The organism is Bacteroides sp. AM23-12, assembly GCF_003434395.1.
Lineage (GTDB): Bacteria > Bacteroidota > Bacteroidia > Bacteroidales > Bacteroidaceae > Bacteroides > Bacteroides thetaiotaomicron.
Window position 1 is genome coordinate 39,154 of the sequence record NZ_QTLF01000017.1, and the last position, 14,470, is coordinate 53,623.

At 44.1% G+C, this 14,470-nt stretch carries 8 protein-coding genes; 6 read left to right on the plus strand and 2 right to left on the minus strand.

Features of this window, described 5'->3' with window-relative positions; genetic code table 11:
- Nucleotides 1-26 precede the first annotated feature (26 nt).
- A complete protein-coding gene (locus DW640_RS14485) occupies nt 27-2,501 on the minus strand; it encodes a glycoside hydrolase family 31 protein (protein WP_080979824.1) in 2,475 nt (824 codons plus the stop codon).
- 84 nt (nt 2,502-2,585) lie between these two features.
- Entirely contained in the window at nt 2,586-5,435 is a 2,850-nt protein-coding gene (locus tag DW640_RS14490) for a two-component regulator propeller domain-containing protein (RefSeq protein WP_233525444.1), read from the minus strand.
- Nucleotides 5,436-5,662: 227 nt separating this feature from the next.
- Between DW640_RS14490 and DW640_RS14495 the strand changes: the two genes are divergently transcribed.
- The 6 genes from DW640_RS14495 to DW640_RS14515 all read left to right on the plus strand — a co-directional run bounded on the left by DW640_RS14495 (nt 5,663) and on the right by DW640_RS14515 (nt 14,469).
- Nucleotides 5,663-7,606: a glycoside hydrolase family 97 protein gene (locus DW640_RS14495; protein ID WP_117578576.1), complete on the plus strand. Its 1,944-nt coding sequence runs from the start codon at nt 5,663-5,665 to the stop codon at nt 7,604-7,606.
- 171 nt (nt 7,607-7,777) lie between these two features.
- On the plus strand, nt 7,778-9,163 hold the full coding sequence (locus tag DW640_RS14500) for a family 43 glycosylhydrolase (RefSeq protein WP_062695788.1): 1,386 nt from the start codon (nt 7,778-7,780) through the stop codon (nt 9,161-9,163).
- A gap of 99 nt (nt 9,164-9,262) precedes the next feature.
- On the plus strand, nt 9,263-9,424 hold the full coding sequence (locus DW640_RS23580) for a hypothetical protein (protein WP_008767038.1): 162 nt from the start codon (nt 9,263-9,265) through the stop codon (nt 9,422-9,424).
- Nucleotides 9,367-10,779: a glycoside hydrolase 43 family protein gene (locus tag DW640_RS14505; RefSeq protein ID WP_233525445.1), complete on the plus strand. Its 1,413-nt coding sequence runs from the start codon at nt 9,367-9,369 to the stop codon at nt 10,777-10,779. The genes DW640_RS23580 and DW640_RS14505 overlap by 58 nt, the downstream gene beginning before the upstream one ends.
- An 11-nt stretch (nt 10,780-10,790) precedes the next feature.
- Nucleotides 10,791-12,707: a glycoside hydrolase family 97 protein gene (locus tag DW640_RS14510; protein ID WP_074858098.1), complete on the plus strand. Its 1,917-nt coding sequence runs from the start codon at nt 10,791-10,793 to the stop codon at nt 12,705-12,707.
- Nucleotides 12,708-12,825: 118 nt separating this feature from the next.
- Nucleotides 12,826-14,469: an alpha-L-fucosidase gene (locus DW640_RS14515; RefSeq protein ID WP_117578580.1), complete on the plus strand. Its 1,644-nt coding sequence runs from the start codon at nt 12,826-12,828 to the stop codon at nt 14,467-14,469.
- The last annotated feature ends 1 nt before the right edge of the window (nt 14,470 follow it).

The following is a 14,470-nucleotide window of genomic DNA, read 5'->3' on the forward strand; positions in this document are numbered from 1 at the left end:
GTGTTAGTTATCTGATTATCGTCAGTTTATAGCTTGGCAATCACTTTCTTACCTCTATAGGAGATGGATTTGTCAAAGGTGGTTGCGTCTCCGTCGCCACAGCCTTTTCCCGGTTCTACAACTATGAGGTTGAATTTGCGGCTTTTCAGCATTCCTTTATAGCTGCCTTTCCGGTCGTCGATGGTCAGTGTACGGTCTTGGTCGTTCCATTTCAAGGTAATGGTAGAGTAAGCTCCCTTTTCGTAATTGTAGTTGTCGAACTCATCTTCGTAAAGGGTAAATTCCGCGTTCGCTCCCGGATAGATACGGATGGTCAGATTGTCCCATTTCTTTTCCGTAGAGTATTGCACGGCGGGACCCCAGGGGAGAATAGAGCCGGCACGGACGTAGATCGGCATAATGTCGATCGGAACTTCACGTTGCAGGGTCTGTCCGCCTTCCAGTGTTTGTCCGGTCCAGAAGTCGATCCAGCGGGCACCTTGGGGAAGGTAAACATCGGTCTTTCCGATTTTGCTCATGTCTTTCTGATGACCGTTTTGCTTCTTGTCTTGCCATGTGTACAATGAATCCGTCACCGGGCGAACCAGGAAGTTGCGTCCGAACATATATTCGGTGTCCATATCGAGCACTTTCTTGTCTTTCGGGAAGTCCATCATGAGCGGGCGCATGATGCTGCCTGCTTTGCTGGTCACTTCCCAGGAAGTGCTGTAGATGTATGGCAGCAGGCGGTAACGTAAGTGAGTGTATTTCTCCAGTGCATCGTATGACCAGTCGCCTTTCTTGCCGAACTGGTAGATTTCTACGGCTACCGGACTGGAATTGTGCGAACGCATGATCGGCTGGAATACTCCCCACTGATACCAGCGGACGTGCAGTTCATGATAGGCGATGTTGTTTACGTTATTGTTATATCTCCATGCGAAGAAGCCACCTAGGTCTGTGTTCCAGTACGGGATGCCGCATAACGCATAGTTCAGTCCTGCCGCTAGTTGCTTGCGCATGACGGACCATTCGGAAGTTACGTCTCCGCTCCATGAATGGGAAGCATACCGTTGCTGTCCGAGGAAGGAGGAACGGGTAAGCAGGAATACGCGCTTGTCGGAAGTAGTGGCGCGTTGGTGTTCGTATACGCCTTTGTTGGACATTAAGGGGAAGGCGTTGTGTACCCTGCGGAAAGAACCCAGATAAGTCTGCGTGTTGAAGTCCTGGTCTTTGATATCCATGTGGTCCGGTTCGGTGGAGTCGAGCCACCAGGCGTCCATGCCGAGGTCGAAGATGTTCTTTTTCATCGCTTCCCAGTAGATGTCCCGTGCTGCCGGATTATACGGGTCGTAAGGTTTGACTCCGGCTTTGGGCGGCCACGTTTCGAAATGGAGCAGTGCTTTCAGACTGTCCATCTTCTGATACATTTCTGTCCACGGACCGAAGGAGGCCCATACGGAGATCATGATGTGGGCGTTCTGCTTGTGCACGTAGTCGATCATTTCTTTGGGGCTTTTGATGCGGGGAGTGCCGTAGTCGGCATTCTTGTCTTCTCCGTTCGGGAGGAATTTCATGTATTCCGGGTCACCCATCTTGTTGATGTAGCGGGGATTCTGGAATTTCATGGAGTTCCAGTTCTCGTTGCAGCCCCAGTATTGCCAGTCTTGGATGATTCCATCCAGAGGAACTTTCAGCTCCCGGTATTTGTCTACGACTTCGCACAGTTCGTCCGGACTTTTGTAGCGTTCGCGGCATTGCCAGAAGCCCAGTGTCCAGAGAGGATACAACGGGGCTTGTCCGGTCAGGTCGCGTACTCCGGCTATGACTCCGTCGGCGTTGCCGCCGTAGATGAAGTAGTAGTCGGCACAGTCGCCTACTTCCGAGTCGAAGGAGGTTTCCTGCGGATTGTCGAGGAAGGTGGTAGGGGAGTAATTGTCCCAGTAGAGGGCATAGCCTTTGATGGAGTGGATGAAGGGGATACAGATACTCATGTTCTGGTTGCGGAGAAAGAGTTTCTGATTGCGTTGGTTCACTTTGCCGGTCTGCTGTTGGCCCAGACCGTAGATTACTTCGTCCTTATCCAGCAGAAAAGCCTGACGGACATTGTAGGAGGGGACGCCCGCGTCATTGAAAGGGGTAAACTGTGTTCCGTAGTCTTTGTCGGTCAGCAGCCGTTGCCCTAGCTTGTCGAAGAAGTAGATGCCGCCTGTTTCGGGGTTCACTTCCACTTGTATCATCTGACTGCTCAATGTTACATTTTTCCCGTTTTCACCGAAGGAAACCGGGGTTTGTTCCGGTGCTTTGATGACAACGAGGCTTTCTTTGTCGGAAGCTGTCTCACCGGGCGTCTTATATACCCGGACGATGGAAGGCGAATAAAATTCTACACTGACGTTCATCCCTTGTGCTGCATACTTGATGCCTTGGGAAGTACGTTGTACGTTTTGTGCCGTACCGTTTGCGGCAATGATCATGGCCCATGCCAACAGGATGCCTGTTTTTCTTAGATTCATTTTCATGGTTTCTTTAAGTGCTTTATGATACGGCAAAGGTAGGATGGAAGGACATTTTGCGGACAATAGCTATGTTGAAACAAACAACAATCAGGTTGATTTCTTCATTTCCTTTTCTTCTTTTGCTTTCTCATGTGGCTTCTCGTTCTCTGCTTGCCCTGCTTTTGCTCTGTTCTCTTCTTGTCCCATTCTCTTCGCTTTCTCTGTATATTCCGAGGGACGGCATCCATACATTTCTTGAAAACATTTGCTTAGGTAGCTGGAACTGCTGAAGCCGGTACGTTCCGCTATTTCGGTTACGCTCAGTTTGCCTTCGGCAAGTAGTTGCGCTGCCCGTTGGAGACGGATGTTGCGGATAAAGAGGCTGGGGGACTGGTCGAGCAAAGTCACCAGCTTGCGGTAGAGTCCGGTGCGTTCCATGCAGAGGTCACGGCTTAGTTGCTCTACGGAGTAGCCGTTGACGTCGAGGTTCTTTTCTACCAGTTCTATCGCTTGTACCAGGAAGGCGGATTCTGCACTGTCCGGTTCGGGGATATTTTGTACAGTACGGTTGGACTCTGCACTGTCCGGTTCTATGCCGTTTGGCTTTTCATTATCATCTGCCGTTTCGTTCCTGTCGCAGACGGAAGGGTGGCTTTTCTTCTCCGAACGGGCTTTCTGTTCGGCTTCATAGCTGTTGCATTGCTCTATCAGGTTGCGGATGCGGAGCAGCAGGATTTCTTCTTTATGTTGCTGTTTCATCTTTTTCTTGGTCTGATAGATATAGAGGCGGATGCTTGCTAAGACAATCAGTAACACGAAAACCGTATACAGAACGTAGGCGGTAGTCGTTTTCCACCAGGGAGCGTGGATAGTGACGTGTATCTTTGTGATGTTATCGTTCCATTGTAACAGGTTGTCGGATGCAGCGACTTTGAATGTGTATTCTCCCGGCGGTAGATTGGTATAGGATGCCTGCAGGATGCCGTTGCCGACTGTTGCATTCCCTTGTCCGCTGGCAAAAGCGTTCATCCATTGTTGGTCGATGCCTTCCAGTTGGTAGCGGTAGTAGGTGCGTTCGCTGTTCACGTAGTTCAGTGCCGAACATTCGAAGGTCAGAAAGTTCTGGTTATAGTCCAGTTCTAGCTCCTTTGTGTAAGGGGCGGCTTGCGGCAGGATGATGCGGTTTCCGTACTTTTCTCCTGTGTTTACTTTTTCACCGTAGAGATGTAAGTTGGTGAAAACCGGTTTGTAAGGCAGGCCCGGAGTGGCGGATTCATGGTCGGGACGGAAAATGGTAAAGCCGTCGATGCCTCCGAAATAGAGTGTACCGTCCGAAGACTCAAAGATAGCTCCCTGTATATATTCCTCTTCTAAAGCCCCGTCCAGTTGATTGAAGTTGGTAAAGCCGATTTCCTGATTCTCCGGATTGATATGGATACGTGAGATGCCATTGCTGGTAGTTACCCAGATATAGTTGTTTCTGTCTTCGATGATTGATTGTACGAAGTTATTGCTCAGTCCGTTTTCACGATAGAAAATGCGGTGGGCTTGTTTATTAGGTGAGGCGGATTGATTATCTGCTGTTTGTGTGGTCGGTTTGCTATCCGGTGTTTGCTCTTGATCGGTGAAGAGTTCCAGTCCGTCGGCTGTCCCTGCCCATGTCCAGCCCCGTGTGTCGGTGCATAGGGCGGTGTATGATTGCCCTCTGTAATATTTGTTTCCACCTCTTTGATCTAATTCCTTTGCCAATTCTGCAGAGACCGATGAGGCTGGTACAGGCAGCAGAGTCCGTGAACCGTCCTGATCGACAGCTAACTGATAGATTGTGGAATGGCTTTTCAGATAGATATTGCCGTTATCATCTTCTGCAAAGGCTTTGACAGCGACATCCTCTTCCGGTGATGCGGGGAAAGCAGTGCGGCTGACGTGAATCAGTTTGTGTGTGGCAGGATGATGATAGAGTAATCCCCGATTGAGTGTGCCGACCCATAAACCGCCCTGGGCATCCTGAAAGATGGTGCTGACTTCGGTCGAAACGAGCTGTCCTTTCTTTGTTTCCAGTACGGGGATGTATTGCTGTTCCCTGCTTTCGAGGTCGATGATCCAGAAACCGTGAACACAACTGATATAAGCTTTATCGCCCTGTGGAGTGATGATCAGGGTGTTGAGCGTGTAGTTCTGTTCGAACAGCTTCTCCCATGTCCGGTTTTGGGGATTAAAGTAGAAGAATCCTCCTTTGCGGCCGTTGCGTAACTGGTAGAATCCTTTTTGGCTTTTGACAACGAGAGAAGTACGGTTGAAGTCCTCCTGTTCCGAGGCGGGATAAGCAGCTCTGTCATACAACTGCTTTCCGGCTTTCGGGTCGTAGCAAACGACTTCGCCGGTATGATAGAATAGGTAAACCGCAAGTTCATCCGAATGTATGTCCTGTAGCTTTCGATGCTCATTTTCCGGCAGGGCGAGGCGGATGCCCGTTTCCAGTTCCCGCAACTCCTGAGAAGTAAGTAGCCAGATACGTCCCGAATTGTCGACGAAAAGGTCTTCTACCGGTTCGTGTATCTCTTTTCCCCGGAAATAGGAGTCAAGGTGAGGTATGTATTTTTCTTGATGGAGATCGATGCACATCAGTTTATGATAATCTTTAATCCATAGGAGTGAATCTCCGCATTGATAGATGCGGTAACATCCTTCATACTGTTTCAGCGGGGAAATGTCTTCTGCCGTGCGGTGAAGGTAGCTGAAATGTACGCCGTCATACAGATTGACATTCCCGTTGGTGGTGAATACCATTCTTCCGTCGGGGAGTTGGAGTATGTAGCGTATCTGGTTGTCGCTCAATCCTTGTGCCGTGTTGATCGATGTAAACAGGAAGTCATTGGCGTCCACCGTCAGTGTTATCCTGATACACAGGAGGAGGAATAGTAGTATTCGGGTGTTTTTCTGGTTATTTGCCGCCATTGGGATAAGGATTATGATGTTCGATGATGCAAAGATAAAAAAAGTCGGGGTTATACTTGGATAAACTGTTCTTTTTGTAAAGGGTTTCGGGAGGGAATGTCTGCATATCAATCAAAAAAGGGGGGAAATCATGCAAACGATGAAAGTTTGTATGCGAATATAATTATATTCCCTATTTTTGCTTTTGTTACAATGAGGACATTTAATCATAAAAGAAAAATAATATTATGAAGAAACTTGTAAGCACTTTGACAGCGATTCTTGGTATAAGCACTCTTGCAGCACAGGATGTGGTTGTAAAAGGACCGGACGAAAAGTTGCAGTTGGCGGTATTTGTGCAAAACGAGACGAAGCCTTGTTATTCTGTGAGTTACAACGGAAAGACGATGTTGGAAAAGTCTCCTTTAGGCATGAATACCAATATCGGTGATTTTACGAAGAATCTTAAACTGACCGGACATTCCGTCGACAAGATCGACACTGTTTATCAACAGACACGTATCAAAGTTTCCAACGTACATTACCGTGCCAATGAACTGACTTGTCATTTAGAGAATGAGCAGGAACAAAAGCTGGGAGTTGTTTTTCGGGTGAGTGATAATGATGTGGCTTTCCGCTATACTTTGCCGCATCAGGGAGGAAAAGCGAGTGTGACGGTGAAGGAAGAACAAACAGGTTTCCGCTTTCCGGAGCAGACTACTACTTTCTTGTGTCCGCAGAGCGATGCGATGATTGGCTGGAAACGTACGAAACCCAGTTATGAAGAAGAATATAAAGCGGATGCGCCGATGAGCGACCGTTCGCAGTACGGACATGGGTATACGTTCCCTTGTTTGTTTCGTATAGGAAATGACGGTTGGGTGCTGGTCAGCGAGACGGGTGTGGACAGTCGTTATTGCGGTTCACGTTTGAGTGATGTGAGTGAAGGGAATTTATATACGGTCGCCTTTCCGATGGCGGAAGAAAATAATGGAAACGGAACGGTCGCTCCTGCTTTTGCACTGCCCGGCGCTACTCCGTGGCGTACCATCACAGTGGGAGATCATCTGAAGCCGATTGTAGAAACAACCGTTCCGTGGGATGTGGTAAGCCCGCTTTATGAAACAAAACATGATTATCGTTTCGGGCGTGGCACGTGGAGCTGGATTCTTTGGCAGGACGGCAGTATCAACTATGATGATCAGGTACGTTACATTGATTTTGCTTCGGCTATGGGATATGAGTATGCGTTGATCGATAACTGGTGGGATACTAGAATCGGGCATCAGCGTATGAAGTCGCTGGTTGAGTATGCACGCGATAAAGGTGTCGAGTTGTTCTTGTGGTATAGTTCTTCCGGCTATTGGAATGACATTGAACAGGGACCGGTGAACCGAATGGATAATGCAATCATTCGTAAACGTGAAATGAAATGGCTGCAAAGTCTCGGTGTGAAGGGAATCAAGGTTGATTTCTTCGGCGGTGACAAGCAGGAGACAATGCGGCTGTATGAAGATATTCTGAGCGATGCGGACGATCACGGATTGATGGTGATTTTCCACGGTTGCACATTACCTCGCGGATGGGAGCGTATGTATCCGAATTATGTGGGCAGTGAAGCAGTGCTGGCTTCGGAAAATATGGTGTTCAATCAGCATTTCTGTGATGAGGAAGCGTTCAATACTTGCCTGCATCCGTTTATCCGCAATACGGTGGGATCGATGGAGTTTGGCGGCTGCTTTCTGAATAAGCGCCTGAACCGTAATAACGACGGCGGTACGACACGCCGGACTACGGACGTGTTCCAGTTGGCGACTACCGTTCTCTTTCAGAATCCGGTTCAGAACTTTGCACTGGCTCCTAACAATCTGAAAGATGTTCCGGCTGTTTGCATGGACTTTATGAAGCGGGTGCCCACAACGTGGGATGAGACACGGTTTGTTGATGGCTATCCGGGGAAGTATGTGGTGTTGGCCCGTCGTCAGGGAGATACCTGGTATCTGGCGGCTGTAAATGCCGGCAAAGAACCGCTGAAACTAAAACTGGATTTGGAAATGTTTGCCGGAAAGACGGTGGCTCTTTATAAGGATGATAAAAAGGGAGAACCGGAGTTAACGTCACTGAAAGTGAAGGAAAACGGTAAGGTGCAGTTGGAAATCCGCCCTCAAGGAGGTATTCTTTGTATAAAGTAGCCTGTCAATATGGTTTATTTGTAAATGCTGTTACTTTAAATATCGGTATTGTCTTATCGTAAATCGTATTTATCCTATTAAACTTACCAGAAAAAAAGTACGTTTGCATTGTCTTATTCAACTGTAATTTTTGTATGAATCAGGCATTAACTTTGGATAATAGATAATAGTATGCAAAAACAGATCTTTTTTAGTTTTGTGCTGGTAATGATGTTGTTAGGGAAAGTGAAAGCTCAGCACAATAATCCTTTTGGCAATGCATTGATTCCGGATATGATTGCCGATGCGAGTATTCAGGAAATTAATGGTGTCTTTTATTGCTATGCCACTACTGATGGCTATGGGCAGGGACTTAAAACATCAGGCCCTCCGGTAGTATGGAAATCAAAAGACTTTGTACACTGGAGTTTTGATGGAACTTACTTCCCTTCGGCTGCAAAGGAGAAGTATTGGGCTCCCAGTAAAGCAATTTTTGCTAATGGTAAATATTATATATATCCCACTATCAATGGGTATATGTATCCTGCTGTAGCTGATAAGCCTGAAGGACCGTTTAAACTGGCACGTGGGAAAGACGAATTCTATAAGCCTTTTACTCCTTCTACTTTATTGCAGAGTAAGAATCCGGGCGGGATTGATGCTGAAATCTTTGTTGACGACGATGGACAGGCTTATGTGTTTTGGGGACGAAGGCATGTAGCCAAACTCAACGAGGATATGATTACGGTGGATTCTGTAGTACAGGTAATTTCTACTCCTCGCAAGGAGTACTCTGAGGGACCTATCTTTTTCAAACGTAAAGGAATATATTATTATTTGTACACTATCGGAGGGGATGAGAAATATCAATATGCGTATGTAATGAGCCGGGTTTCCCCTATGGGACCTTTTGAAGCTCCTGAACAGGATATAATATCTACTACCAATTATGAACGGGGAATCTTCGGACCGGGACATGGTTGTGTCTTTCATCTTGAGGGTACGGATAATTATTATTTCGCATATTTAGAGTTTGGCAGGCGAAGTACAAACCGTCAGACATATGTGAATCAACTGAAATTTAATGAAGACGGTACGATTCGCCCTGTCGAACTAACAATGGATGGAGTGGGGGCATTGAAGAAGGTGAAATCAGATAAAAAAATAAAAATAGATACTGTTTATGCGTCTAGTATTGAAGTGCCGTTGAAGATTGAACCGATGAAAGACCCGACATGTCTGCGGACAGAATATTTTGTTCCTTCTTTTGCGGTGGACGGGGCAAATGGTTCCCGATGGATGTCTGCTGCCGAAGATAGTATTAATCCATGGATTGTGGCAGATTTGGGTACTGTAAAGAAGGTCAGACGCAGTGAAATTTATTTTGTACGCCCTACTGCCGGACATGCTTATGTTATTGAAGCATCGATAGATGGAAAAGTCTGGCAAGAGTTCGCTGTCCATCAAGATAGGAAGATGTGTTCACCACATACCGATGTCTTGAATAAAAGGTTCCGTTATCTGAGAATTAAAATCCTAAAAGGAGTCCCCGGTATCTGGGAATGGAATATTTATTAATAAGCCAAAAGTGTATGAATATAAAAATGAATATGAAAGTCCCCACATGTATTGTAGTATTGATTTTTACTTTGTCAACAGTAAATGTATTTGCACAGAATGATTACAAGTGAGGAGAATGGACAACTTGGGGCGATCAGGGAGATGGCACCTATTGTAATCCTGTCCTTCCTTCCGATTACAGTGACATTGATTGTATTCGTGTGGGGGATGATTATTATGCTATTTCTTCTACCTTTCAATATTCCCCAGGTATGGTGATCATACATTCCAAGGATTTGGTGAACTGGACGATTAAAGGTCATGTGGTTTCTGATCTGAGACAGATCAGTGAAGAAATGAACTGGACGCGTATGAATCGTTATGGCCGAGGTATTTGGGCAGGGGCAATTCGTTATTATCAGGGAAAATTCTATGTGTATTTCGGTACACCGGATGAAGGTTATTTTATGTCGACAGCTACCGATCCTGCGGGACCGTGGGAACCGTTGCACTGTGTAAAAGCAGAAAAGGGATGGGATGACTGTTGTCCTTTCTTTGACGATGACGGGCAACTATATTTTGTAGGTACCCATTTTGCTGATAAATACAAAACTTACCTGTACCGGATGACACCTGATGGGAAGACCTTGATCGAAAACTCTAAAATATTAATTAATGAGGGGTATGGTCGCGAGGCAAGTAAACTTTATAAAATCAACGGAACATATTATCATTTTTTCAGTGAAGTTAAAAATGGCGGTAGATATATCATGATGCAACGTTCTTCTTCAATTACAGGACCGTATCTTGAAAGGAAACAATTAAGTCATGTACAGCGTGAATATAATGAGCCTAATCAAGGCGGACTTGTTGAAGGTCCTGACAGGAAGTGGTATTTTTTTACCCACCATGGTACGGGTGACTGGGCAGGTCGGATTGCTAGTCTGCTACCGGTATATTGGGTCGATGGTTGGCCGATTATTGGTGAGGTTGGGCAGGATGGCATTGGCACAATGGTATGGCAAGCGGCCAAGCCTTCCAATGAGTATCCGGTTCGGACTCCACAATCATCTGATGATTTTAGCAAGTCGGTACTTTCTCCTCAATGGGAATGGAACTACCAGCCCCGGGACGAGATGTGGTCATTAACGGAAAGACCAGGCAATTTGCGGTTAAAAGCTTTTCGTCCATTAGTCACGGATAATTTGCTGAAAGCGGGAAATACCTTGACTCAGCGTTGTTTTTGTACAAACAAAAATGAGGTTATTGTAAAAATGAACATTGAGGGCATGGTTGACGGACAGAAAGCCGGACTGTGTCATTACTCTAAGAGTTATGCCATGGTGGGGGTACGCCAGTCCGGCAAAGACCGGAATCTGGAATTTCAGACCAATAAAGAGAAAATCACAGGTCCTGCGATAAAGGGAAACAAGGTGTGGATTAAATCTGTATGGGGGCTGGATGGAAAAAGCCAATTTTCATATAGTACAGATGGCAGGAAGTTTACCCCGTTCGGAGAGGTATATCAACTTGAATGGGGATATTACCGGGGAAGCCGCATTGGGATTTACTGTTTTAATAATATAGCGGATGCGGGGTATATCGATGTGGATGAGTTTATTTATTTATATTAACTGTTTAGTGTATGAAACATTCCTTTAATTGTTTAAGTTATGAATTACTGCTTTATGTGCTCATTTGTATTCCATTCTGTTCTTGTTCTCAAAAAGATACAGGTGTGATTTCTCCTAATGGGAAGATATGTCTTTCTGTTGAAATAAAGGAAGATACTGAAAAAGACGGTTTTGGCAAAGTCTTTTTTAATGTAGAGTACAAAGATGGTAAAACTTCCAGAAGGGTTCTATCTGATACCCGAATTGGCTTGGAAACCCAGCTTATGTCATTTACCGATAACATCAGGTTGAAATCTGTGTCCGGTACTAAACTAATTGAAGATGATTATGTGATGCTTACCGGTAAAAGAAGTCATTGTCAGAATAGAGGAAATGAAAGGATATTTCGGTTTGAGAATGAGAAGGCAGAAACCTTAGATATCGTTTTCAGGGCTTACGATGACGGGATTGTATTTCGATATAGCTTACCATCTGTTCAAGATAAGGATAGTCTGACATCTGAACATACAGCTTACTATATTCCAGAAGGAACGAAAAGATGGATACAGAATTATTCTGTTGGTTATGAAGGTTTCTATCCATTGAAAACCAGAGCAGAAAGAGGCAAAGACAATATGTGGGGCTATCCATTACTTTTGGAACCAGCCGATTCATTGTTTGTGTTGATAACTGAGGCCAATATACTTCGTGGACATAGTGGTTCCAGATTGTATAATGGAAATGATATGAATCAATATCAAGTGCGGATGACAGATGATAAATTAGCCTTGGGTGATTCATTCACATCGCCATGGAGAGTTCTTATGATAGGTTCTTTGTCTGATGTTGTAGAATCTACTTTAGTGACAGATGTCTCTGAACCTAACAAAATTTCTGATACAAGTTGGATTATGCCGGGCTCTGCATCATGGGTATACTGGGCGCATAATCATGGTTCCAAAAATTTCAAGATTGTAAAAGACTACATTGACTTGGCTGTTGATATGAAGTGGCCATATAGTCTGATAGATGCGGAATGGAATGAAATGTCAAACGGTGGAGATATTGAAGATTTGATAACCTATTCTCTTAGTCGAAATATAAAGCCTATGATTTGGTATAATTCGTCAACTGCTTGGATGGGGCCGGGTCCTCTTTACCGCTTGAATAGTAAGGAAAATAGAATAAAGGAATATACTTGGCTTCAAAAGTCAGGTGTAGTAGGGGTTAAGATTGATTTTTTTCCTGATGATTATTCGTCTAATATAGATTATTATATTGATTTGCTGGAAGATGCAGCTAAATATAAATTAATGGTCAATTTTCATGGAGCTACTATTCCTCGTGGATGGCAAAGGACTTATCCTCATCTGATGACTATGGAAGCCGTTTATGGGGCAGAGTGGTATAACAATAAGCCAATACTTACAGATCGTGCTGCTGAACATAATGTAACATTGCCATTTACCAGAAATGTCATTGGCTCAATGGATTATACACCTGGTACATTCTCTGATTCCCAACATCCTCATATCACTACTTGTGGGCATGAACTAGCTTTGTCTGTTGTGTTTGAGTCAGCATTGCAGCATATGCCTGATAGGCCGGAGGTGTACAGTTCATTACCTCGAAAAGTAAGAGAATTCCTTTCGGGATTACCTACTGCCTGGGATGATACAAAACTGTTGTGTGGTTATCCGGGTACTGACATCGTACTGGCACGACGTAAGGGAGATGTATGGTATATTGGAGGATTGAACGGAACTAACGAGAATAAAATTCTTTCTTTTTCATTGGCTCCTCTGCAAGTTGAAGGAAAAACGATGGATGTATTTAAGGATGGGGTGGACGATAAGAGTTTTGCCATCGAAGAAAACATCCAGTTATCAAACGATAAAATGGATATGTCATGTCTTCCTCGTGGAGGATTTGTGGCAGTAATAAAGTAAGGATAATAAATGATATTGTTTTAAATGTCGATATTGTTTTATTGTAAATCGTATTCATCCTATTTTTTTCTACTAAAAAAGCGCTACGTTTGCATTATATAATTCAATCGTAATATTTATGAAAGCAAAAAAATTACTATTACTATCCTTGTTATTTATAACGGAGACTTTATCTGCTCAAAACTATCAGGTTCCTGTTTCGGAGCAAGATGAACCTATGATGCAAGGGAAATTCCAGCCTACTTGGGAATCATTGGCTAATTATAAAATACCGGAATGGTTTAGAAATGTAAAGTTTGGTATTTGGGCTCATTGGGGCCCCCAATGTGTGGAAGGATCTGGCGATTGGATGGCTCGTTCTTTGTATATGGAAAATTCGCCTGAATATCGACATCATATAGCGAACTATGGTCATCCTTCTGAATTTGGCTTTAAAGATATTATTCCGTTATGGAAGGCTGAAAAATGGGACCCCGATAAGTTGGTTGCATTTTATAAAAAAATAGGTGCTCAGTATTTTTTTGCTTTGGGTAACCATCATGATAATATGGACCTTTGGGATAGTAAGTATCAACCATGGAACTCGGTTAATATGGGGCCTAAAAAAGATATATTGAAAGGATGGGAAAGAGCAGCGCGTAAACATGGACTTTATTTGGGGGTCAGTCTGCATGCAGACCATGCTTGGAGTTGGTATGAGACTTCCCAAAGACACGATACTCAAGGTCCTAAAAAAGGTATTCCGTATGATGGGAAATTAACGAAAGCTGATGGAAAAGGAAAGTGGTGGGAAGGATATGATCCTCAGGACTTGTATGCTCAGAATCATCCGTTAAGTCAGGATAGTTGGGATAATGGTACAATTCATAGGCAATGGGCATGGGGAAATGGAGTTTGTTTACCAACACAGGAATATTGCACTAATTTCTATAATCGTACACTTGATGTAATAAACCGTTATAATCCGGATTTGTTGTATTTTGATGTAACTGTTGCACCTTTTTATCCTATAAGTGATGCAGGCTTAAAAATTGCGGCTCATTTTTATAATCATAATATGTCAATGCAAAAGGGTAAATTGAATGCCGTAATGTTTGGTAAGATTCTTGATGCAAATCAACGTAAAGCTTTGGTATGGGACGTAGAACGTGGAGCTCCTAATAAAATAATAGATGAACCTTGGCAGTCATGTTCGTGCCTTGGCGGGTGGCATTATAATACGTCTATTTATAATAATAATCAATATAAGTCGGCAGCTGACGTAGTGAAGCTGTTAGTTGATATTGTCAGTAAAAATGGTAACTTACTTCTGAGTGTCCCGTTGCGTGCAGATGGTACATTTGATGAAAAAGAAGAAAAGATATTGAATGAATTTGGTAATTGGATGAATATCAATAAGGAAGCAATCTATCAAACGCGTCCATGGAAAATATTTGGTGAGGGACCTATAGCGGATAAAGATGTTCAACTCAACGCCCAGGGGTTTAACGAATGGGCCTATAGTAAAGCTGATGCAAAGGAAATACGTTTTACACAAACAGATAAAAATTTGTATGTTACAGTTTTAGGATGGCCTGAAGATGGGAAAATCTTAATTAGGTCTTTAGCGGAAGGTAACGGGTTATATCCCACTAAAATAGGCAGAGTAGAGTTGCTTGGTTACGGAAAAGTATCTTTTACACGTACTGATAAGGGACTTGTTGTTGATATACCCGCTAAATCGTTGAAGAATATAGCCCCTGTCTTGAAAATTAGAAAATAAA